Annotated in this window: 22 protein-coding genes; 1 reads left to right on the forward strand and 21 read right to left on the reverse strand. The window is 43.2% G+C overall.

Features of this window, described 5'->3' with window-relative positions; translation table 11 throughout:
- Positions 1–53 precede the first annotated feature (53 nt).
- From MHB56_RS00685 to MHB56_RS00715, 7 genes are all read right to left on the reverse strand, one after another.
- Entirely contained in the window at positions 54–521 is a 468-nt protein-coding gene (locus tag MHB56_RS00685) for a DUF6773 family protein (RefSeq protein ID WP_339168009.1), read from the reverse strand.
- 2 nt (positions 522–523) lie between these two features.
- Positions 524–727 carry a helix-turn-helix transcriptional regulator gene (locus tag MHB56_RS00690; protein ID WP_036676881.1) on the reverse strand — a complete coding sequence of 68 codons (204 nt, stop codon included), beginning with the start codon at positions 725–727 and terminating at the stop codon, positions 524–526.
- Between the two features lie 1557 nt (positions 728–2284).
- On the reverse strand, positions 2285–2887 hold the full coding sequence (locus MHB56_RS00695; protein WP_341143145.1) for a nitroreductase family protein: 603 nt from the start codon (positions 2885–2887) through the stop codon (positions 2285–2287).
- A gap of 223 nt (positions 2888–3110) precedes the next feature.
- A complete protein-coding gene (gene pstB / locus MHB56_RS00700) occupies positions 3111–3887 on the reverse strand; it encodes a phosphate ABC transporter ATP-binding protein PstB (protein ID WP_036687516.1) in 777 nt (258 codons plus the stop codon).
- A 38-nt stretch (positions 3888–3925) separates the two neighbouring features.
- Positions 3926–4822: a phosphate ABC transporter permease PstA gene (gene pstA / locus MHB56_RS00705; RefSeq protein ID WP_076184366.1), complete on the reverse strand. Its 897-nt coding sequence runs from the start codon at positions 4820–4822 to the stop codon at positions 3926–3928.
- Positions 4819–5721: a phosphate ABC transporter permease subunit PstC gene (gene pstC / locus MHB56_RS00710; RefSeq protein ID WP_036687519.1), complete on the reverse strand. Its 903-nt coding sequence runs from the start codon at positions 5719–5721 to the stop codon at positions 4819–4821. The genes pstA and pstC overlap by 4 nt, the downstream gene beginning before the upstream one ends.
- A gap of 90 nt (positions 5722–5811) precedes the next feature.
- A complete protein-coding gene (locus MHB56_RS00715) occupies positions 5812–6747 on the reverse strand; it encodes a phosphate ABC transporter substrate-binding protein PstS family protein (protein WP_076126671.1) in 936 nt (311 codons plus the stop codon).
- A 328-nt stretch (positions 6748–7075) separates the two neighbouring features.
- Here MHB56_RS00715 and MHB56_RS00720 point away from each other — a divergent pair, with 328 nt between their 5' ends.
- The gene (locus MHB56_RS00720) at positions 7076–7966 is read left to right on the forward strand and encodes a LysR family transcriptional regulator (protein WP_341143146.1); all 891 of its coding nucleotides are present in this window, start codon (positions 7076–7078) and stop codon (positions 7964–7966) included.
- A gap of 54 nt (positions 7967–8020) precedes the next feature.
- Here MHB56_RS00720 and MHB56_RS00725 read toward each other — a convergent pair whose 3' ends face one another.
- From MHB56_RS00725 to queC, 14 genes are all read right to left on the reverse strand, one after another.
- Positions 8021–9010 carry a substrate-binding domain-containing protein gene (locus MHB56_RS00725; protein WP_339243634.1) on the reverse strand — a complete coding sequence of 330 codons (990 nt, stop codon included), beginning with the start codon at positions 9008–9010 and terminating at the stop codon, positions 8021–8023.
- Positions 9007–10791: a cache domain-containing sensor histidine kinase gene (locus MHB56_RS00730; protein WP_341143147.1), complete on the reverse strand. Its 1785-nt coding sequence runs from the start codon at positions 10789–10791 to the stop codon at positions 9007–9009. The genes MHB56_RS00725 and MHB56_RS00730 overlap by 4 nt, the downstream gene beginning before the upstream one ends.
- On the reverse strand, positions 10788–12398 hold the full coding sequence (locus MHB56_RS00735; protein ID WP_341143148.1) for a response regulator: 1611 nt from the start codon (positions 12396–12398) through the stop codon (positions 10788–10790). The genes MHB56_RS00730 and MHB56_RS00735 overlap by 4 nt, the downstream gene beginning before the upstream one ends.
- Positions 12399–12478: 80 nt before the next feature.
- Positions 12479–13459, reverse strand: a complete 981-nt coding sequence (locus MHB56_RS00740) for an ABC transporter substrate-binding protein (RefSeq protein ID WP_076302571.1) — start codon at positions 13457–13459, stop codon at positions 12479–12481.
- Positions 13460–13519: 60 nt separating this feature from the next.
- Positions 13520–14512 (reverse strand): ABC transporter permease, encoded by a 993-nt coding sequence (locus MHB56_RS00745; protein WP_076277599.1) that lies wholly within the window; start codon positions 14510–14512, stop codon positions 13520–13522.
- A gap of 32 nt (positions 14513–14544) precedes the next feature.
- Positions 14545–16044 (reverse strand): sugar ABC transporter ATP-binding protein, encoded by a 1500-nt coding sequence (locus MHB56_RS00750; protein WP_076279360.1) that lies wholly within the window; start codon positions 16042–16044, stop codon positions 14545–14547.
- A 225-nt stretch (positions 16045–16269) separates the two neighbouring features.
- On the reverse strand, positions 16270–17115 hold the full coding sequence (locus MHB56_RS00755) for a class I SAM-dependent methyltransferase (RefSeq protein ID WP_076217755.1): 846 nt from the start codon (positions 17113–17115) through the stop codon (positions 16270–16272).
- Between the two features lie 32 nt (positions 17116–17147).
- Positions 17148–18062: a DMT family transporter gene (locus MHB56_RS00760; protein ID WP_175618917.1), complete on the reverse strand. Its 915-nt coding sequence runs from the start codon at positions 18060–18062 to the stop codon at positions 17148–17150.
- A gap of 142 nt (positions 18063–18204) precedes the next feature.
- Complete coding sequence (locus tag MHB56_RS00765; RefSeq protein ID WP_076190235.1) at positions 18205–19341, reverse strand: zinc-dependent alcohol dehydrogenase; 1137 nt, start codon at positions 19339–19341, stop codon at positions 18205–18207.
- Positions 19342–19422: 81 nt separating this feature from the next.
- Positions 19423–20241: a VanW family protein gene (locus tag MHB56_RS00770; protein WP_341143149.1), complete on the reverse strand. Its 819-nt coding sequence runs from the start codon at positions 20239–20241 to the stop codon at positions 19423–19425.
- Positions 20242–20763, reverse strand: coding sequence for a cysteine hydrolase family protein (locus MHB56_RS00775; RefSeq protein WP_076190233.1), 522 nt, complete (start codon positions 20761–20763; stop codon positions 20242–20244). It abuts the gene before it with no gap.
- A 135-nt stretch (positions 20764–20898) separates the two neighbouring features.
- Positions 20899–21621 (reverse strand): 7-carboxy-7-deazaguanine synthase QueE, encoded by a 723-nt coding sequence (gene queE, locus MHB56_RS00780; protein WP_339187202.1) that lies wholly within the window; start codon positions 21619–21621, stop codon positions 20899–20901.
- Positions 21614–22096, reverse strand: a complete 483-nt coding sequence (locus tag MHB56_RS00785; protein ID WP_280753138.1) for a 6-pyruvoyl trahydropterin synthase family protein — start codon at positions 22094–22096, stop codon at positions 21614–21616. The genes queE and MHB56_RS00785 overlap by 8 nt, the downstream gene beginning before the upstream one ends.
- On the reverse strand, positions 22096–22758 hold the full coding sequence (queC, locus tag MHB56_RS00790) for a 7-cyano-7-deazaguanine synthase QueC (protein ID WP_280753137.1): 663 nt from the start codon (positions 22756–22758) through the stop codon (positions 22096–22098). Before queC ends, MHB56_RS00785 begins: the two co-directional genes overlap by 1 nt.
- Between the last annotated feature and the right edge of the window lie 16 nt (positions 22759–22774).

The following is a 22774-nucleotide window of genomic DNA, read 5'->3' on the forward strand; positions in this document are numbered from 1 at the left end:
AATGACATTAGTTTTGCAAGAAGTGGTTATCTTTAATATTTAATCTTTAATCTTTAATTCTCAATGTTCTTGTCAGCATTTTTGTTGGATTTATTAATTATGTACCACATCGCCCAAGTGACCCCTATGAAAAAAACAACCGCCCCCACGAGAGTACTCGATATATTTTTTCTAATATCCACTTCTCCCGCTTCTCTAAAATCAAGCAAAAATGTTAGCGTGGCCCAAATAATCGTGCTGATAACTCCCGATATTAAATGAATCTTCTTAAACCGTCTGAGTTCTCCATCCTTACTCGGCAGCAGGTATATCCCATCTTTGACACAACGAACGGTAACATACAAGCAACCTAACAGCATAATCCCAAAAGTATCAACCCAGTATTTGATGTCCCACTCCAGGATAAATACTTTTACCAAAAGGCTAATCATAAATCCCACTAACACAATCAACAATCCGTGCGTACTAAACTTCTGAATTTCTGTGATAATTCGTTCGTCTTTAATCTTTGGCCCTTTCACAACTAATCCTCCCAAAAAATATCGTTTAATGACGTATCCAACGCCTTGCAGATGGCTATGCACAGCTTAATCGTCGGGTTATAGTTACCAGCTTCAATCAAGCCGATCGTCTGCCGTGTAACCCCTACAACTTCCGCTAACTGTTCTTGGGAAAGATTCTTTTGGATCCTAGCCAGCTTCAACTTGATGTTTTTGTTCTCTCCCACTCCATAACCCCCCTTTAATGTTTGTCATGCATTCCATTTTCCACCATTGTAATCTATATCGGTCATTATGTACATTATATATTGCATTTAATTGGTGGGATCAACGTTTTACTTTAGGATCGACGTGTCATATTAGGGGCAACGTTTCATATTAGGATCAACGTGTCATATTAGGATCCAGACTTCATTTTCCATTCCCTCTCCGTCAGGAATTACTTTTCTCCCCACCGTTGGATCAAATTTTGAAGAGTGATTGTAACTGAGTCCTAAGGCAGTCAGCTGCGATGCCTAACTCGCCGCCTTTGCTAGTATTTAAGCACACTTTTGCCAATGGTTCGGACTCAGATGACCTTATTATGCAAATTCGAGTGTTTTCTGCCGGTTATCGGACTCAGTTGCAGCTATTTACTCATAATCACACAGATTCTGCGCCTCTACAAGGTAATAAGAGCTATGCGGTCCGATACATCTGCAAAATGACTCAAAAAGCTCAAATAGCTGCAATACAGTCCGCAACATGAGGTTCTTTAGTTAGTTTGGGTTATACGCCTACTTGAGCCTACTTGAGCTTCAATAGCTTCATTAGCTTCATCAGATTCTTGAGGTTATCTTGGCTCTTTTTACTTTTTTGACTACTTTTGTGACTTGTGCTTCTTTGCTTACTTGGGTTAATTCGGTAACTTGGACATCATTGGTTTGGTTCTTAGGTTACTTTGGGTTCTTGCGCCATTTGAACTATCCCCCATGCTTGTGAACACACTTTTGCCGATGGTTCGGACTCAGTTGATCTTATTTCACCATTTCAAACGTTTTAGGCGAGCTATCGGACTCAGTTGCAGCTATTTACTCATAACCACACAGATTCTGCGCCTCTACATGCTAATAAGAGCTATGTGGTCCGGATCGGCAAAGTGACTCAAAAAGCTCAAATAGCTGCTATACAGTCCGTAACATACTGAGGGTCTTTAGTTAGTTTGGGTTAGTTTGGGTTAGTTTGGGTTAGTTTGGAGTTAGTTCACTTATTCGCCGTTGCATCGGACTGAGGAGTCCTTATTTCGTAGATTTGCAGCTAATTGACGTGCTATCGGACCCAGTTGCAGCTATTTACTCATAACCACACCAATTCTGCACAGTTACATGGTAATAAGAGCTATGCGGTCCGATAGATCGGCAAAATGACTCAAAAAGCTCAAATAGCTGCAATACAGTCCGATACGGAGATCGGTAGGAATCCCGCAGAAGGTCAATAGGAGATACTATGAAGTAAGTAGAAGGTTGAGCCACATAAGCAGAGGACCGGCAGCGAAACGTGATCAGCACCCAGTAGCCCTTCCCCCCTCACCCGACTACGGCTATTCTAAGCAACAAAAAAAAGCATCCCTAAGGATACTTTTGATAATTCGACGCTTATGATCTTTCGATACTTTTGATCTTTCGATGCTAATGATCTATCGGTGTTTTTGATCTTTCGATCTTTCGATCTTTTTGATCTTTCGACGCTTTTTCGATATTTTTGATCTTTCGCCGCTTTTAATATACGAATGCCTTCGACTTTCCTTATTCCACTACGCCATTCTCTGGAAAGAAGTCTACGATCTTCAGCAGCTCCGAAGTGTCTGTGCGTGGACGGCTGTCAGGTACAGTCTCCGGATATCCGGCATGGATCATGGCTACAATTTTTTCGCCAGGCTTTACACCAATTTTAGTGCGGAATTCAGGGTTGTTGATGTAGGGATCAGTCTTCCAAATCGTTCCTACACCTTGCTCCCAAGCTGCGAGCTGGAAGTTCTGTACAAGTGCGGACGCTGCTGCAAAATCCTCGTCCCACTCTCTCTGCCGAGGATCTTCAGGCATCACTACGATTACTGTTAATGGAATATTCGAGATATATTCTTTACGTTTAGCAGCCACTTCTGGATCAGCTATAGCACGTTTTACAAAAGCAAATGCAGATTCGGCTAGGAATTTCGAACCTTCCCCTTGAAAAGCAATAAATCTCCACGGCTCACGCACACCATGATTCGGTGCCCATACCGCTACATTTAATAATTCCTCTAAAAGGCCTTGTGGAAGTGGATCTTTTTTAAAAAGCTTAATCGAGCGTCGTTCTTTTATTATTTCGGCCACACTATTCTGTTGAGTCTGTTGAGATTGCGTCATAAGATCCACTCCCTATTATAGTAATAATGATAATCATTATCACAAATAATACAGCATCTTTCTGCCTTTTGCAAATAACAGGTAACCTTTCGAATCACAGTTAATTTCATATAAAAACAACCGATATACTTCGCAGAAACTTTCGGATGTTATTGTTTCTCTGCATATTAACTTTTGAATTCACAAAAAAAACACCGTTCCTGAAGGAACGATGTTCACAGCTTCAGCCGAATCGGCCCATGATATATTCTTGCGTCATTTGATTCTCTGGATTGGTAAAGACTTTATCCGTCTTATCATATTCGACAAGGGAGCCAAGATAAAAGTATGCGGTATAATCAGAGATCCGAGCTGCCTGCTGCATATTATGTGTCACAATAACGATGCGAAGCTCTTCTTTTAACTCCTTGATTAGCTCCTCTACTTTACCTGTGGAGACCGGGTCTAGAGCTGATGCTGGTTCGTCCAAGAGCAGAATTTGCGGGTTAACCGACAACGCTCTAGCAATACAAAGACGCTGCTGTTGTCCACCGGAAAGTGCAAGCGCTGAATCTTTTAAACGATCCTTTACCTCATCCCACAATGCTGCTTTGCGAAGACTGCTCTCAACAATCTCATCAAGAGCCTTTTTACCTTTAATGCCATGATATTTAGGTCCAAAAGCGATGTTATCGTAAATCGATTTATAGAACGGATTTGGCTTTTGCCATACCATCCCGATCTTCTGACGCAGCTTAATCACATCCGTACCCGGAGCATTAATATCCACTCCATCAATCCAGATGCTTCCTTTTGTTTTTGAGCCAGAAATTTCGTCATTCATCCGGTTCAAAGAACGAAGAAAGGTTGATTTACCGCAGCCGGAGGGGCCGATCAGTGCAGTAACCGTATTTTCAGCAAATGGAAGGCTTATCCCCTTTACTGCCTCATATGTTCCGTAAAAAATACTCAGGTCTTCGGTTTGAAAAGATTCACGCACTGCTGTTGCCGACGTTCCCATCGATTACTCCTCCTACATCTCTACTTTAATTTGTATGATTAGTTCATTCTTTTTGAAGCTGTAAGCTTACGATAAATAAATCTTCCGAAATAACGTGCTGCCAGATTGAAGATTAACACCATAATTACAAGCACCGCCGAAGCTCCCGCAGCAATTTGTGCAGCATCTGGAGCTAGACCTTCACTGTTGACCTTCCAAATGTGGACAGCCAGCGTTTCCGCTGGACGGAAGGGATTCAGTGGTGAATTCGCACTAAGTGGATTCCAGTTAGTGAAATCTAATCTTGGACTACTCATCCCTGCTGTGAACATCAACGCAGCTGCTTCCCCAAAGACACGGCCAGCGGACAAGATAGTACCTGTAATAATTGTTGGTAATGCTACCGGAAACAACACCGAGGTAACAATTTTCCACTTGGACAATCCTAGTGCAAAACCAGCCTCTTTTTGTTGTTTTGGAACACTACGGAAAGCTTGCTCTGTAATCCGCACCATCAGCGGCAGATTAAAGACCGTCAATGCCAGCGCACCGGAGATTAAGGAGAAGCCCAGATTGAAATAGTTAACAATCAGCAATAGACCAAACAAGCCGACTACGATGGAAGGGAAAGATGACAACACTTCAACAATCAAGCGAATAAAGCCGGTAATCTTACCGGGACGAGCATATTCCGCCATATAAATACCGGCACCCAGTCCAAGCGGAACTGTAATAATAAGCGTCAGTACTAACAGGAATAAGGAGTTAAATAGCTGCGGTCCGATCCCTCCACCTGCACGAATCTTTTGCGGTGCGGAGAAAAGAAAATCCCAACTGATATGGCTTAAGCCTCTAAAGAGGATATATCCCAAAAGTCCAAGTAGAATGACAACGATGAGCATCGCGAAAAATACAATAAGACTGGTGGCAATTTTATTTACGGTTCTCGGCTTCAAATTTTATTTCTCCTTTCAAGCATTCTCACAAAGAAGACAAATACGAAAGTCATCAGCATGAGAACCAGTGCCATACTCCACAGTGCATTATTGTGAGGTGAGCCCATGGTCGTGTTCCCCATACCGAGTGTGATCACACTGGTCAAGGTAGAAGCTGACTCAAAGAGTGATTTTGGTACGAATGGCGCGTTCCCGATAACCATTTGTACAGCGAGTGCTTCACCGAAAGCACGAGCCATTCCCAATACAATCCCTGTCATAATGGCAGGAAAGGTTGTTGGAATAATCACCCGCGAAATCGTCTGCCACCGGGTGGCACCAAGCGCATAGGAAGATTCTTTTAAGTTTTGCGGCAATGAAGCCAGCGCGTCTGCAGCCACGCTTGTAATCGTCGGAAGAATCATTACCGAGAGCACAAGCGCGCCTGCAGCTACCCCGATGCCTTGGCCCGGCAGGTTGTTGCGTAGAAACGGTACAATTACACTTAATCCGATGAAACCATATACTACCGAAGGAATCCCTGCCAAAAGCTCAATAACAGGTTGAAGTAATTTTTTGCCCCACCCTGGAACAATCTCAGTCATAAATAACGCAGCGCATAAGCTAAGTGGACTAGCAATCAATGCGGCAAGCAAAGTAACCAAAAAGGACCCCGAGATAAATGGAAAAGCTCCGAAGGAAGGCGTATCCGCTTCAGGCGACCACTTTGTACCGAAGAGAAATTCAGAAACTGTAGCATTGCCACTTGTGAAGGTTGAAATTCCTTTAGACGCTACAAAATATACCATCGATACAATGATTGTTATCAACAGTAATACACAGAAGGACATATAAGTACGTCCAACAAAATCTTCAATATGATGTTTTTCGAATCGTGAGTTCTTTAGTTTCACCCTCAATTGCTCCCTCTTTCTAAAGTGAAAAGAGAGGCAGATGTATCCGCCTCTAATCACTTGAGATTCTAATCAATAACATTGCCTAGAATTAAATTACTTAGCGGTAACAGTTCCTGCAACGTCGCGAACAACTTGCATTTTAACAGCTGGGATGTATCCAAGTTCAACAACTTCACCTGTTTGCACTTCGTCAGTTAAGAAAAAGTCGAGGAATGCTTTTACTGTTGCGTTAGGTTCACCATTTGTGTACATATGCTCGTAAGCCCATACTGGGTATTTACCCGAAACAACATTGTCAACAGATGCTTCTACACCGTCAAGACTAAGTGTTTTAATGGAATCATCCAGGTAAGAAAGAGCAAGGTATCCGATTGCCCCTGGAGTTTCACCGATCATTTTCTTAACCGTACCGGAGGAATCTTCTTGAATCGAACCTGGGATATCTTCTGTTTTGGTTCCAAGCGCAAAGCTTTCAAAGGTTGCACGAGTACCGGAGCTGCCTGGACGGTTGATGATTTGGATTTTTTGATCCGCTCCGCCTACTTCAGACCAGTTAGTGATTTTACCAGTGAAAATGTCCACCAGTTGTTGTTTAGTCAAGCTATCCACACCAGCATCAGGATGAGATACTGCTGCGATCGCTACTACTGCTACTTGATGATCTACGAGTGCTGCTGCTTTTTCTGCATCTGCATCTTTTAATTTTTCTTCTGCGAATACGTCAGAGTTTCCGATATCTACTTGTTTCTCAGCTACTTGAGTAAGACCAGTACCACTGCCACCGCCTTGAACTTGAATGTCCACGCCAGTGTTTTTATCCATGAAATTCTCTGCTACCAGCTCAACCAAGGGTTGTAATGCTGTTGAACCTGAAGCCAGAATCGAACCACTTATTTCAGCGCCGCCGCTTCCTTCGTTAGTTGCTGCAGCGTTTCCTCCTGTGTTGTTAGCCCCGCCGTTACCGCAAGCCGATAGTGCCAGTACGCTTGTTAAAGCCAAAGTCATGATCCATGATTTTTTGAATTGCATTGTTTTGTCTCCTCCTAAATGGTTTGTTAGCATGGCTCCCTGATCAGTTCATACCAAACTGGCTTCGAAAGCTTTAACATGGTGTTGTGGAGCTTGGCCCCCATATGCATGGTTACTGTAAAAGTTCATCAAACGCATATGTTATATGTTGTCCGGGACTTCTTGGCCCCTCTGACTCTTCTTATTCTAGAGCTCGTTCGTTAGAGAAACTTCTTATCTTTGTAAAGCGAACGAAAAAAATACCAATATAAAGTGTATATCTATATAGATATAATCTATAATGGAGATATAATTTATAATCCAACTTAGCATTATGTGGAGGAAAGTCATGAATATTATGAAATTGAACATCGTAGTTCTAATTGAAAAATATAAAAAAGTAACCGATGTAGCCGCAGAATTAGGCCTTAAACAACCTACTGTATCTTTTCATATGAAGAATCTGGAGGCTGAGCTCGGAACCCCTCTATTTCTTTACCGAAGCGGAAGAGTGCTGCTTACGGATGCTGGACGAGCCCTTTATCAATACGCCCTCAAAATCGTCTCTCTCACAGCAGAAGCTGAGCGCACAGTTAAACAATTTTCTTCCCCCTCAAAAGGAATATTAGAGCTGGAAGCCAGTTTTATTCCTGCAACTTATATTTTACCTAATGTGTTAATCCAATTCATGAAACTCTATCCGGGGATTAATAACTCTTTGACTGTTCAAAGCGATGCTTTGTTACGTGAGCGTCTCCGTAGTCGGGATATTCAGATGGCCATTTTACATACTGCGGATTGGCAGGACGAATCTTTTGATTTTCAGCTTATTGTCCGTGATGAACCTGTCCTAATTTTTGCACCTGGACATCCATTTGAAGGCCTAGAGAAATTAACACCTGAACAAATTGCCAATGAGCCGTGGATTCAGCATGAGCAAGGATCTTGTTTACGAGGGTATGCCGATCAATGGGCACAATTCAATCAAATCCGTTTATGGAACCGATCCGAGTTGAATTCTCCAGAAGTGATTAAGCAGTTAGTTAGCGGGAGTGATTGTGTTGGTATATGTTCTAAAGCGGCGGTTAAAGCTGAGATTGAGCTAGGCAAGCTTAGCTATGCCAACCTGCCAGGGATTCTGCCTGAAAGCGGCGGGTTTGTGCTCGGCTGGCGTAAAGATCATATTTTAACACCGTTGCAGCAATCCTTTGTTGATATAGTAACGACTCTTGATCTTTAAAAAAACAAGGAAGCTTCTAAAGCCGCAAACGGTTTTAGAAGCTTCCTTGTTCATTTATTCTATAAAAGGAAACATTAATTTCTCATTTTCACTTAAATACATATTCTCCTTTGTGATGATCACGGAGCCTGTATCTATTATCCGTTCCACTTTCTCACCCTCAACAGCTTCAATCGCCGTCTTCACAGCTAAGTACCCCATATTAAAAGGCTTCTGCATTACCGTGCCAAGCAAGATCCCTTTTTCGAGGAGCTTCACCTCATTGCTAGAATTGTCGAACCCAAATAATTTCACTTTGTCCTGAAATCCCATATCCATAATCGCCTGCCCAGCACCTAGTGTAGAAGGTTCATTAAGACCTATTATCCCCTTTAGATTTGGCTCGTCCTTTAGTAAATCAACAGTTAACTGGTACGCTTTTCGCACGGAACCATCACTGTATAATGTAGGCTGCACATCATGAACTCCATTCTCTAAAAGGGCATCACGAGCCCCTCTTTCCCTCTCTATTGCGGTGGCAGAGCCTTGTACAAAGTTAACGATAGCGACTTTATCCTCTGGATCGATATATTTTCTTAACTCCTGCCCTGCCTTACGTCCTGCTTCATAATTATCTGTAGCAATAAAACTCTCTGATACACCACCGCTCAAGCCCGAATCTACAGTAATAAGTGTAATGCCAGCTGATTTGATCTGTTCCGCGATTGGAATGAGGCGATAATAATCTGTAGCAGATAAAATAATGGCGTCAGGCTTTTCCTTAATTGCTTGCTCCAGCAGTTCTATCTGTTGATCTACATCAAGCTCTGTATCCGTTCCAATCGTGCGAACCTCTGCGCCGAACTCCTTAGCCGCAGTTGCCACACCTTGTTTCATCACTTCCCAGAATTCAATACTACTATCGATAGTCTTGGGCACATAAATAATGGTCCTAACCTTTGCGTCAAGCTCATTTGTAAACATACGATAGGCTAATGAACCCAAAGTAACAATGAAGAGCAGTAGCAGAGTATACAGGCCAATTTTTGACCGTAAAGCGCTCATTGACTCTCCTCCTCATAAATCATAGGTATTCGTAAAGTGGCCGTCGTTCCTTCCTCCATCTCGCTTGCAAAAGACAAACCGTATTTCACACCGAAATACAGCTGGATACGATGGTTCACATTCGCGACACCTACACCGCTGCCAGTCTTGAAATCTGATTTTTGCAGCAGTACCTTACCCATTTGCTCTTCATCCATCCCAATACCGTCATCAATGACCTGTACGATAATATCGTTCTGTTCTTGTCTTGCTCGGATCAGAATGTGCCCTTGCTCAGGATTATGTTTTATGCCGTGATAGATCGCATTTTCAACCAAAGGCTGAAGTACCATTTTTAAAATGCTGCTGGTTAGGATATCTTCTTGTACCTCTATGGAATAAGTGAATTTATTACGATAACGCATGTTCTGAATCGTTAAATAGTGCCGAATATGCTCTAATTCTTTGGCCAGCGGAATCAATTCCTCACCCTCACCAATTGTTGAACGAAGCAGCTTGGATAGAGATGAAGTCATCTCCACCACTTCCTCCATCTTTCCTGTCTCTGCCATCCAAATAATCGAATCAAGTGTATTGTACAAAAAGTGAGGTTTAATCTGCGCTTGCAGTGCCTTCAGTTCACTCACACGTTTCATCTCTTGCTCCAGAACGATCTGTCCCATTAACTCTTTAATCTTCATCATCATGAGATTAAACGTACGAGCAAGCTTGCCGATTTCATTCGTGCTCTCAATCTCCACGCGTATGTCGAACTCTCCACGTTCCGTTTTTTTCATATTCAGCTCCAAATTCTTCAGCGGTTTGGTCAGTGCGTAAGAGAGAAATATCGATATAGCCATAGCAAAAATCAAACTAATTGCTCCCCATAAGGCGGCGGTTCCTTGCATACGTTGCTTGTTCGCGACCAAATCATCCGGATAAGTGACTCCAACTATTTTCCAGCCAAAGCTGGTAGTGTCCACAGTGTACAGTTTCTGATCATTCCCCGTGTTAACCGTAACAGATCCACTCTTGATCCCAAGGACCGTCTCTAATTGTTCGAACTTTAGCTGGGAGTAGATCAACTGCTGTTGTGGATGATAGACAAGGCTACCTGCGGGATCGACGATAAAAACATAACCTCGTTTTCCCAGTTCGATTTGTTTACATAGATTATTAATTACACTGTAATTGAGATCTACGAGCAGTACACCTTGTTGATCCGCTTCCGTCATAGCATTCGCATTCGAGAGTTTTCGGCTGATCGAGACTACCCACCGGTATTCATCTTGAAAGATGTGCTGCACATGAGAGGAAGAAACTGCAACGTCTAATTGATTCATAGCTTTTTGATACCAGTCTTGAGCTATTAGTTCAGGAAGCGGTTTCAAAATAGCATGCTGTCGATCCGAAACGGTCATGCCATCTGAGCCTGCATATAATATAGAGGAAATATCCGAGCGGGACTGAACGACTGACCGGAGATAATGACTGGCAAGCAGTTTATTCTTAAGCGCCTCTTCTTCATCTAATTTCGAGCCTTTTATATATTTCTCTAGATCACTGCTAGTTAACACCAGCGCAGCTATGCTCTCCATATTACCAATGTAATTCTCGATATTTAGTTTTACTTGTTCTATTAATTGTGAAGTATAGGCTACAGAATTGCCCTTGACCGCGGCTGAGGACAGGCGATAGGAAGTATAACTCAGGACAATAGTTGTGCAGAGGATAAGAAGTGAAAAGGAGATAGCAATATTAGTATGAATACTTCGGCTGCGGAAAAAGCGCTGTGATCTCATAGAGAGAGATTCTCCTTCTGCCGGTGTCGATATTCCTTCGGTGTGCTTCCTACATTACGTTTGAAAATAACACTAAAATACTGTGGATCAGCATAACCAACTCTGGCAGCGATATCATATGTCTTCAACTGTGTGACCGTAAGGAGTTCTTTTGCTTTTTCCAAACGGAGTCGAGTCAGATACTCTATAAATGTTTCACCGGTATGCTGTTTAAAAGTTGCACTGAAATAACTGATGCTCATAAAAATATGGCTGCACAGCTCATTGAGTGAAAAGCTGTCATTACAATAATTCTCGCGAATATAAGCTTCTGCGGCTTGCATCTGAGAAGTCCGAACCGTTGTTCTCTGTTCCGATAGTTTAAGTATCAGCGTATGGCAAGTCCTCTCCAGATAATGCCTTGCTTCATCTAACGTCTTAAGCGTAGCAACCTCTGCAAACATATTATGCGAAACAACTACTGTATTTGGGAAGCCGATGTCGACCACATAGTTCATCAAAGAAACCAGCAGCTGATAGATGCTGCTACGGCAGCCTTCTATAGAGGAGGTATTACTTTTAAGCTCCTGAAACCACTTCAACAGAATTTCCGATACAGCAGAAGCTTTACCTGTCTTTAAAGCGGATATAAATTGCTTTTCCCATGAGGTGAAATGCGCCTGATCCAATCCCTTCCCAAACTCAAGATCCTGTATGGAGATAACTTTATCTATGCCTAAAAGGTAACGATATTCTATGGAGGAGACCGCTTCTTGGAAGGATTGTGGAATTTGTTGCAAAGTATTATATTTTCTACCGATGCCTATGGTGGATGACAGCTTCAAATATTTATTTAAGCTACCCTGGACTTGCTCTGCAAGATGCTGCGTTGCTACTTCTACCGTCTCTAAATTGCCGGATAATATCGCAGCGATTTTTCCATCTCTCGTCTGGAATACCACTCCCTCTTGCTCTTTCTCCAGCTGCTCTTGAACAATGTTAAAGGCGCCGAAACGCAGTAGCTCTGCATCAAAAGCTAGGACCTGGCTTCGTTTCTCCAATTCTATATCTATAACGAGCGCAAGGTACACTTGACCCTGCAACGGAATATGAAAATAACTCAATTTATTCTCGATTTCTTCGCTTTTCATTCGAGTAGTTACCAGCTGCTCCAAGAATCGTTCCCGCAGCAATGGAAGACTCTGATTAAGTTGCATACGAAGCTTAACTAAATTCGCTTTTTGTAGATGCTCTTCATCTAAATCCTGCTTCATCTTACTTAGAAATTCAGCAAACTCACGTGCATTAATCGGTTTTAATAAGTACTCAGTCACCTTCAGTGTTATGGCCTGCTTCGCATATTCGAAGTCTTCATATCCAGTGACGATAATGACCTTCATATCCCGGTACCTATCCATCACAGCTCTGGCCAATCCCAGTCCATCCATAAAAGGCATACAAATATCAGTAATAATTACGTCAGGACGATGCTGCTCGATTGCATCCAGTGCATCTCTGCCATTATCGAAATCACCAACCAGCTCAAACCCATATTTACTCCATGAGATCTTTTGTTTGATCCCTTCACGAACCTCATCTTCATCATCAACCAGAATTATCTTATACATCCAACACCTCCACAACTTTGAACTTATCAGCATAAGCATAATAGAGGCCGCCTGCGGGAGGCAACCTCTATCATTAAACTCTATTCGTATAGTAGAGGTTTGATCTCATCGGAATCCATATTGTTTTTATCATACCAGTGGAACCCCGTGTCGATGTTCTTTTCAACCGCTTCCCCTTTAATCGCTTGCACAGCTGCCTTCACAGCTTGATAGCCAATACCAATGGGGTCTTGTGTAACAGCACCAGCCACAACACCACTGCGGATAGCATCCATCAACTGCTTGCCAGAGTCAAAGCCGACGACTACGATCTTACCATTCATTTGCAATTCATTTACTGCATTAGCCACACCTACAGCAGAGCCTTCATTAGAGCCATAGATTCCTTTCAGATCCGGATTTGCCTGCATCATCGCTTTCGCAAGGTCTGTGGACTTTAACTGATCTCCACCTCCATATTGCGGCTCTAACACTTGAATATCCGGATATTTTTCTTTCATTTGTTCTAAGAATCCATCGCGACGCTGTTGCCCCGTGCTGCTTGTTTGGTCATGTATGACAAGACCCACTTTACCTTTCTTGCCAATCAGCTCAGCCATTTTATCTGCGGCCAACGCCGCTGCTGCTTTATTGTTAGTCGCTGCTGTTGCTACAGGGATATCACTGTCTACACCAGAGTCAAAGCCGATGACCGGAATCTTATTTTCCTTTGCCTTTTCTAGATAAGGAATCGCAGCTTTGCTGTCCAGTGCGGCTAGCGCAATTGCTGCTGGCTTCTTGTCGAGAGCGGTTTGCAGCATCTCAATTTGTTTATCCACCTGACTCTCATTTTCTGGACCTTCAAAGGTAATCTCAACATCAAATTCCTTAGCAGCTTTCTCAGCTCCTTGCTTCACCGCTTGCCAGAATTGATGCTGGAACCCTTTTGATATGACTGGAATGTATGGTTTGTCTGAACCGGATGCACTCTTGTTACTATCATTGTTGTTACATGCACTCAGCAATGTAGTGACTAATAATAGACAGGCAAGCATGATAAACCCTCTACGACGCAGTTTCATTTGGATCTTCCCCCTCGTCATTTGCTTTGTATATCACTCCGGATGGAGATCATACCAAGTTTATTGCTTACGGCGGCGTAGAATATCAGCGTAAACCGCAATAATGATTACAACACCGACAATGACCGTCCGCCATTCCTGAGCCACGGACATAATCTGCAAGCCATTCGTCAGCACACTCATAATCAGTGCGCCAATAATCGTGCCTAGAATAGAACCTACACCTCCACTTAAGGAAGTTCCGCCAATGACCACTGCCGCAATAGCCTCTAGTTCATAGCCAGTGCCCAGTGATGGCTGAGCTGAATTCAAACGTGATGCCATCAGGATACCTGCGATTCCACTAAAAATCCCTGTAATGGAATAGATAATAATCTTCCATTTGACTGTGTTCACACCAGATAAGCGAGTAGCTTCTTCATTACTGCCAAGCGCGAAGTTATAACGCCCAATAATCGTCTTAGACAAGATTATGCTTGCGATCATACCGAGTAATAAGAAGATAACGATGGTGTTGGGTATACCGGGGATCATTTTACCCATGGCGATCTTGGCGAAGATCGGATCATCGTTGAAATAAATAGGTTTGGCTCCGGTGATGACAAGCGACAAGCCTTTGGTGACCATCATAATCGCCAGAGTGGCGATGAAGGGTGGAATGTTCATCTTCGCCACCATCAAACCGCTGATAAAGCCACACAGTGCTCCAGCCAGAATCCCACCTACAATGCCTAACGGGACGGGCAGACCCCAGAAGGTAATAATGACTCCAACCATAACAGATGAAAATGTCATTACAGTACCGAGAGCAAGGTCGATGCCGCCCGTAATAATAACAAAGGTAGCTCCAAGCGCTAATACTCCGATTACAGCTGTAGAAACTAGAATTCCGACAAGATTTGAGAATTGAAAAAAGTTGCTGGAGGATATAGAAAATACGATGACCAATATGATCAGACTGGCAAATGCCAATAATTTTTGTTTGAATCCGGATTGCCCTCCCGTTTGCTTCATACCCGCTGGCTGACTAATCTCTTTATCCGCGATCTTCATAGTCCTGACACCTCCGGTTAACTCTTGAACAGTTATGAACGTTTCGTCGCATATTTCATAATCGCCTCCTGCGATGCTTCTTCTGCGGGGAGTTCTCCTGTTATACGCCCTTCACACATAATGATAATCCGGTGGCTCATTCTTAGAATCTCAGGAAGATCTGAAGAAATGATAATGATCGCCTTCCCTTCGCTCGCAAGCTGATCCAGCAGCTTATAAATTTCACTTTTCGCGCCTACATCAATACCTCGTGTGGGCTCATCGAAGATGAGTACATCACAGTCTCTAGTCAACCACTTGCCGATGACCACTTTCTGTTGATTACCTCCGGACAGAAACTTAACCTTTTGACCTACACTTGGAGTTTTGGTGGCTAGCGCTTCAACATGCTGCTCCGCTGAGCTTCGCATCTCCCGCTCCTTCATCCAGCCAAATGAATTACGGAATTTATAAAAGGAGGCAATCGCATTATTCATGCTGATATCCATATCCACAAGCAATCCGAAACGTTTGCGGTCTTCGGACAAATACCCAATACCATGCTGTACCGCTTGATGTGGCTGACGTATCCGAACCGATTTTCCATGGAGCATAATTTCACCCTCATCGATGGGATCCGCACCAAATACGGCACGTACAACCTCGGTACGTCCAGCTCCCATTAAACCAGCGAAGCCCAAAATCTCACCTTTATACAGATGAAAGCTAATATCCTTGAACGCATGCCCTCTAGAAAGCTTCCGAACTTCTAAGACAACTTGCTGAGTCTGTTTTGCAATCGTTGGTTTCGACGTTTGATATAATTCACGTCCAACCATCATGCTGATGATCTGATCAATCGTTATTGAATCGGTACGAACGGTATCTACATAACAACCATCACGCATAACTGTAATGCGGTCTGTAATTCGCTTCAATTCATCCATGCGGTGAGAGATATAAATAATTCCCACACCTTTATCTCGTAGCTGCTCAATCATTCGAAATAACTCGTTAATTTCTGTATCTGTTAACGCGGCGGTTGGTTCATCCATGATCAATACCTCGGCTTGGAAAGACAAGGCTTTAGCGATTTCAACCATTTGCTGATTAGCAACGGTCAGGTCTGATACCAAAACTCTGGGATCCAGCTTCAGATTCATTTGATCAAACAGTACCTGTACCCTGCGATTCATCTCCACATCATCAACGAACCATTTCAGAGCTTTACGCGGCTCTCGTCCAATGTAAATGTTCTGGGCGACCGTAAGATGAGGCATTAAATTCAATTCCTGATGGATGATACTAATTCCAAGCTCCTGTGCTTCACGGGTATTAACAATCTCCACTTCATTTCCCTTGTACCACATTTGACCAGCATCCTTGGAATAGACACCTGTCGCAATCTTCATAAGGGTAGACTTGCCAGCGCCATTTTCTCCTACTAACGCATGAACTTCCCCACGCTTCAGCTCAAATTGACATTCATTCAAAGCATGAACACCTGGGAAAAACTTGTTGATTCCCTCCATACGAAGCAACACTTCGTTCATTTTGATATCCACCTCAAATTCTTTGAGAATGCCTTAACCCTTAAAGTAATCGCTTTCAATCCGGAATGTAAAATCATTGTATTCCCTATAAGTTGCCATTGTAATGGAATAATCTCCGTAAAAAAGTTTAAAATTTTATGTTTTACATACAAAAAAAGCTGAACCGAGAGCACCTCAGTTCAGCACAAATGTTATACCCTAAAAATCACATGTCAGCGAACCCTCCTAAAGGCTTGCGCCATTTCCAGCCACCAATGTGAAGGTCTTAGGAATTCCCTTATCATACACGTCGGAAGATAGATTAGGTTCTTCTACTAATTGGCGGATCACTAGTCCGCTATTAGCTGCTGCGGTTACAATTTCTCCGAGTGTCCAGCGGCGCCAATACACAACACTATGCTCTTGTTCACCTGCTGGTTTACCTGTGGAAGGCAAATACTTGGAATAGGATACCTTCTTCTCTTCCAATGAAGAGTCAAAATAATCTCCGTTTACTTTGTGTTTGCGTACCTTCGCAGTAGATCCCTTCGAGGAAATAAGCTTGGTCGTTACCGGATGAAAATCGCGGAGTACAAATACGCCTCCAGGAGATAGCAATCGGCGAGCCGTTTCCATGAATAGTGTAAGGTTGGTAAAGTAATGAACAATTCCTAACTCTGCAAAGACGATGTCATATGAACCATCAAGGACGTCTTCTGGCAGCTTAAGAATATCTGAGACGATATAGGTTAGTGGTACCCCTGCTTCTTGGGCAAGATCAGCCGCATATCGCGCATTGGCTTCCGAGAAGTCAGCAACCGTTACTTCCGCACCTAGTAATGAGAGTGCCACGGCCTTCATCCCGTTTGAGCCCATTAAATTCATCATTTTCTTACTCTTCACCTCTCCAAAAAAAGAAAGGAGCGGGTGAAGCTTTGCACTTGGTTCCTTTATTAATTTTGCAGCTGCTTCTGACGGTGTACCAAACCGAGTTACCCAAGCGGTATAAGTATCTTCGTTCCAAAGCTCTTCGCTTGTTGGCACAGCGTTTTTTTCTGCCTGATTATTTGAATATTGATTCTGCTCTTCCATCCATTGCTACCCCTTTATGTGTAAAATATCTGTTATGAAGCATTCTGAATGGCATCAGCCATCCGGATAGTTTTCCTTCTTCCCGCGTACAAATATACTGCGAGGCCAATCATAACGAGCAGCCCACCTGCCCATTGTAAGGTTGTTAGCTGCTCACCCAAGAGTAAATACGCTAAGATACTGGCACCCACTGGTTCTCCTAAAATGTTCATTGAAACCGTAGTCGCGGATACATATTGTAGTAACCAATTAAACAAAATATGGCCAAACACCGTTGGCACCACTGCTAACAATACAAAGATTCCCCATTCCTTGGCCGGATAATTAAAAAAGGAAATCCCCATGAACAGATTGTATACGGCAAACACGCCAGCGGCTGATAAGAAGACAATCAAGCTATATAAGTAAGAGGGCATGCGCACCACTAGCTTTTGACCGATCAGCATATGTACAGCTACCGCGACAGTACCTCCGACCGATAATAGATCACCTTTTAGATTATCCGCAGAGATGCCGATATCACCCCAGCCGATAAACACGACACCGCCAATCGCAATGCCAAGCCCTAGAATAGCGGACAGAGCTGTCTTTTCCTTATACAAAAAATAAACACCCAGCATAATAAATACAGGCTCCAGCGCCATGATCATTGTTGAACTAGCTACCGAAGTATACTTCAATGATCCCATCCATAGCAAAAAGTGCAGCGCAAGCATTGCGCCTGAGAGGATGAGCATTAGCCAGTCTTTTTTACGAAGAGCAAAAGCAGCTCCACTATAGGGTCTTGCAAAAGGTAGCATCAGCAGTGAGGTAAATAATAATCTGTACATGCCTTGTATAGATGCAGGTGCATCAGACCATTTAATAAAAATGGCGGAAAAGGAGATGGCCACAATCCCTATCAACATTAATAGTGGAATCGGAAGTGGCGGTTTTTTAAGTTTCACATGTTACGCGTCCTTTCAATATCTTAAGTCACTTATGTTAATTTAACGCAGACCGTGAAAAAATGCATCTATTTTCATAAGATTTCACTAAAAAAAGCACAAGCAATGTCATTTCTGACGAAAGCTCATGCTTCTTAAAAGGCTACGGCTTCAAAACAACCTTGATGCAATCCTCTTTTTTCTCACTAAAAACGTCATAGCCATGCTCCGCTTTACTAATTGGAAGGCGATGCGTAATGATATCTGTAGGATCAAATTTATTTTCTTTAATCATCTTATACAGCAACGGCATATAGTGAATCACCGGCGCTTGTCCCATCTTTAATGAAATGTTCCGTTCAAATAGCTGACCCAGCGGGAACATATTGTAATTAAGTCCATAGACTCCTACAAGCTGGATGGTTCCGAATTTACGTACGATATCTGCGGCCATTCTGAATGCACTGAGCGAGCCTCCTTGCAGCTTCAGAACCGTTTCCACTTTCTCCAAGGCAGATATTTTGGCATCTAGACCCACACAGTCAATAACCACATCTGCGCCCCCACGAGTGATCTCCTTCAAATGAGCCTCAATGTCCTTGATCTCTTCGAAATTATAAACTTCAACATTATTGGTCAGCTTCGCATGCTGCAGACGATAGCCAATATGATCAACCGCAATGACTCTTGAGGCACCTTTGATCCAGGCAAACTTCTGAGTAAGCAGTCCAACAGGACCGCAGCCGAGAACAATGACTGTATCCCCTGGCTTCACTCCGCCGCTTTCTACTCCCCACCAAGCAGTAGGCACAATATCAGATATGAAAAGAATTTTCTCATCTTCCATTTCTGCATCCTCCGGAACTACAAAAGGGCCAAAGTTACCATAAGGTACCCGTAGCAATTCAGCTTGTCCGCCTGCAAAACCGCCATAAGTATCGGAATAACCAAGATAACCGCCTGTGTCCTTGGCGTCATTAGCATTGTCGCATTGGCTCTCCATCTCATGCTGGCAGAAAAAACACTGCCCACAGGCGACATTAAAGGGGATGATGACTCGGTCACCTTTTTTGACTTTAGTTACGTCAGGACCCACTTCCTCAACAATCCCCATCGGCTCATGACCAATAACATAATCATCATGCATACCTGGTATTTCCCCGTTATAAATGTGCAGATCCGAGCCACAAATCGCCGTAGTGGTAATCCGAACAAGGATGTCATCTTTTTTCTCAAGCGTCGGATCAGCTACTTCTTTAACTTTCACTTTTTTCTTCCCTTGGTAGGTTAGTGCTTTCATGCTGTTAATCCGCTCCTTTGGAGATGGTCTAGAGATATAATTTTCATGCCTTTCTATGTTATATCCCTAAGTCCTAACCTCTTATCCATGAAGAAGCGGGGAATACATCATTAGTGCGTAATTATCAGTTACAACTTCATCTCCAATTAGATCTCCAGAGCGTGTATATACTTTTCGACTGATCTTGTTACTGCGTATATATCCGCCCCAAGGCTCTAGACTAATCCTATGATCACTTTCGTATACTTCATAATCATAAAGCGCCTGCTCATTGCATCTCCACTCCCCGTGTAAATGGCTATCGTCCAGCCAGAGCTTTAGTTGATACGTTTGAGCGGTGTTATTTTTTAATTGAAGATCCAAATAGTTATAAGAACAGGTCGCCCCGCTTCCAAAAGGTTGTGTACGTTGTTCATCTGGAAATACATCATAACTGTGACGATGTCGTTCCATAACGGTAAGTGGCGTATGCAGTGCCATCCAATAGATCAGATTAGACAACTGGCATAAGCCTCCTCCAACCCCGGAATGAAAACCACCATAATGCAGCACCATACCCTCCAGATACCCTTTTCGCTTAGTGGGCTTACCAATACTTCTCCAGTAGGAAAAAGTCTCCCCCGGCTGCACAACAAGTCCATCCAGCTTCGCAATTGCCAGCCGTAAGTTAGTTATTTTATTGTATTGAAGCACCATATCTACATTCCGAAGACTTCTTAATAACGGGGTAGCATGAGTCATAGCTGCATAAGTTAAAGTTTCATCCGTACGCTGCTTCGCTATTTTGCTTCGTCCAGTGCACCATTTCAAATATCTTTTCCAAATAAAATATCGTTTGCCAGCAAACAATCTAAGGCGAGAACGCTGAATAGGCTTCATGGCAGCCTGGGGTGTATTCATCTAGAACTGAACCTCGCTTTCAGCTCGTAACTGGGCGAATCTACCTCCAATTATCGCATTATGATGCTTAACGATCTCCCTACTACTCAGAACCCCATTATCAAAGGTGCTATGAGCGTCTGAGACCAGTACACTTTTATATCCCATGCTGTATGCGCGTCTTATCGTCGTATCCAGACAGAATTCACTTTGCATCCCACAGATCACCAGATTCGTAATCCCGAGCTTCTGGAGTTCATCTTGCAGTTCCGTTCGGTGAAAAGCATCCCAAGTAGGCTTCTCAACGATAACTTCGCCTTCCTGCGGTGTGATGCGGTGACTGATCTGCCAAGTGGGTGTACCTTTTGTGTACTCCTCATCTTCGGTATGTTGAATATACACAATAGGAGTACCTGCTAATCGAGCTTTTTGCTGAAGGGAGACAATCCTGTCCATCACACCCTCTTCATCGTACAGCTTTAGATCATAGGAGAACATGGCTTCTTGAACATCGATAATTAATAATGCTGTTGATTGTTCCAAATGAATAACCTCCAAGAGCTTTTTTTAAAATCATACCAGAAACTGGGACAGACTATCTACCTACTAGAAGTTACAACTGTTAAAAATAAAAACCGAGTATCTGTAAGCAGATACCCGGACGATTTCATCAAACATTTATTTGCCACGCTTATTATGCCAGATCAATGCATGCAGCTGTGGAAGTACACGAACCTTGTTCATACCCGAATCCGCGATTACTTTATTAAACAACCACTCCAGCCTTCCCAGAAGTCGAGCAGAAATGTTGCCCTCTTCCGTGACATCATCATTACCAGGCTGCAGAAAGAGCTGCACATTCGGATATCGCTGGTGAACGTTTTTCGCATAATCAAAATCATTATCATCAAACACTACGACCTTCAAGCTATGTGTAGAACGACCCAGTTTCTCCATCTTACTCATGATGTTATCTAGCATTTCCCAATTCGTTGTCATTCCTGAGCTTGGAGGTTTAGGACTGATTGTCAGCACATCCACGTCATTGAACCAATCCTGCCATTTACTCCCCTGAGTTTCTATCGCTGCTTTTATTCCACGCTCATGAAGCAGATTGATGAAGGTACCCATTCCTTCACCAATCAAGGCAGGATTACCGCCTGAAATCGTAACACAGTCGAAATTATCTCCAGCTAACGCCAATAATTCATTTATGATTTCTTCTGCTTCCATCATGCGAACCTTATTCTTAGCCGTACCATCCCAAGTAAAAGCGGAGTCACACCAGCCGCAGCGATAATCGCAGCCATAGGTGCGGACAAACATTGTCTTCACTCCAATTACCGCACCTTCGCCTTGAATAGTTGGACCGAACATTTCAATTACAGGAATCTTACTCACAGTCACAGCCTCCATACAAACGGTAGGATGGCCCTTCATACGGAACATCTTCAGCCAGCACCTCTGCCCAAGAGGTTGGAGTCTCCCATAGCTTTACCGAGTACAAAGGCAACCCTGCTTGCTTAAGCTTGTAGGCAATATATGAAGACATATTCTCTACTGTGGTGCGGAAAGACAACAAGGCTACTTTGGAGCCCGTATTCGTTAACGTCTCTAACACAGGTTCATTTCCCATGGCAAGAAAAGCGTGATCTAAACGATCTACAAGGCTTTGTTGTACTGTCATTTTGATATCGCTGAAATCAATGACGAAGCCTTCATCCGAGTGGCCTTCCGCGGCCATAGGTTTGCCCTTAAGCACTACTTCGAGCTTATAAGTATGTCCGTGCAGATTGCTGCATTTCCCTTTGTGTCCCACTAACTGGTGTGCCGCATCGAACGTAAATATTTTGCAGACTGAAACCTCGTTAAGCATTAAGAACCGGCCTCCATTCTCTCCGCCTCATATTGCTCAAGACCACGCTGACGCAATAGACAGGCTGGACAAGTACCGCAGCCACTGCCAATAATACCGTTGTAACAGGTCAGTGTGTGTTCGCGAACATAATCAAAATACCCCAGTGCATCGGCCATTTTCCACGTTTCTTTTTTATCCAGCCACATTAGGGGAGTGTGGATCGCAAACTCATAGTCCATAGATAAGTTCAGCGTAACATTCAATGATTTCACAAAAACATCACGGCAGTCCGGATAACCGCTAAAGTCCGTTTGGCAAACCCCAGTGACGATATGGGAGTACCCCAGTTGTTTAGCTAATATTGCGGCAAAAGATAAAAACAACAAATTCCGTCCATCGACGAAAGTACTTGGAAGCTCATCTCCTTCACCAGCCACGATATCTATATCCTGACGGGTAAGTGCATTGGGTGCCAGCTGATTGAGCAGCCCCAGATCAAGAATATGCTGTTTTACATTAAACTTAGCTGCTATCTCTGTTGCAACTTCGATTTCAGCCGCATGACGTTGATTATAGTTGAAGGTAACTACCTGCACTTCCTCATACTGCTGCAATGCCCAAACCAGGCAAGTGGTGCTATCTTGTCCGCCGCTGAATACGACGAGTGCTTTTTTGTTCATATGAATCTCTCCTTAT

This window comes from Paenibacillus sp. FSL H8-0315, assembly GCF_038005365.1.
Taxonomy (GTDB): Bacteria; Bacillota; Bacilli; order Paenibacillales; family Paenibacillaceae; genus Paenibacillus_AQ; species Paenibacillus_AQ odorifer.

Excerpts from the sequence above, each read along its gene's own strand:
- MHB56_RS00695 (WP_341143145.1), bottom strand. The coding sequence starts at position 2,887 with ATGACGCAATCTCAACAGACTCAACAGAATAGTGTGGCCGAAATAATA.
- pstB (WP_036687516.1), bottom strand. The coding sequence starts at position 3,887 with ATGGGAACGTCGGCAACAGCAGTGCGTGAATCTTTTCAAACCGAAGAC.
- MHB56_RS00715 (WP_076126671.1), bottom strand. The coding sequence starts at position 6,747 with ATGCAATTCAAAAAATCATGGATCATGACTTTGGCTTTAACAAGCGTA.
- MHB56_RS00720 (WP_341143146.1), top strand. The coding sequence starts at position 7,076 with ATGAATATTATGAAATTGAACATCGTAGTTCTAATTGAAAAATATAAA.
- MHB56_RS00725 (WP_339243634.1), bottom strand. The coding sequence starts at position 9,010 with ATGAGCGCTTTACGGTCAAAAATTGGCCTGTATACTCTGCTACTGCTC.
- MHB56_RS00730 (WP_341143147.1), bottom strand. The coding sequence starts at position 10,791 with ATGAGATCACAGCGCTTTTTCCGCAGCCGAAGTATTCATACTAATATT.
- MHB56_RS00735 (WP_341143148.1), bottom strand. The coding sequence starts at position 12,398 with ATGTATAAGATAATTCTGGTTGATGATGAAGATGAGGTTCGTGAAGGG.
- MHB56_RS00740 (WP_076302571.1), bottom strand. The coding sequence starts at position 13,459 with ATGAAACTGCGTCGTAGAGGGTTTATCATGCTTGCCTGTCTATTATTA.
- MHB56_RS00745 (WP_076277599.1), bottom strand. The coding sequence starts at position 14,512 with ATGAAGATCGCGGATAAAGAGATTAGTCAGCCAGCGGGTATGAAGCAA.
- MHB56_RS00750 (WP_076279360.1), bottom strand. The coding sequence starts at position 16,044 with ATGAACGAAGTGTTGCTTCGTATGGAGGGAATCAACAAGTTTTTCCCA.
- MHB56_RS00755 (WP_076217755.1), bottom strand. The coding sequence starts at position 17,115 with ATGGAAGAGCAGAATCAATATTCAAATAATCAGGCAGAAAAAAACGCT.
- MHB56_RS00765 (WP_076190235.1), bottom strand. The coding sequence starts at position 19,341 with ATGAAAGCACTAACCTACCAAGGGAAGAAAAAAGTGAAAGTTAAAGAA.
- MHB56_RS00770 (WP_341143149.1), bottom strand. The coding sequence starts at position 20,241 with ATGAATACACCCCAGGCTGCCATGAAGCCTATTCAGCGTTCTCGCCTT.
- MHB56_RS00785 (WP_280753138.1), bottom strand. The coding sequence starts at position 22,096 with ATGCTTAACGAGGTTTCAGTCTGCAAAATATTTACGTTCGATGCGGCA.
- queC (WP_280753137.1), bottom strand. The coding sequence starts at position 22,758 with ATGAACAAAAAAGCACTCGTCGTATTCAGCGGCGGACAAGATAGCACC.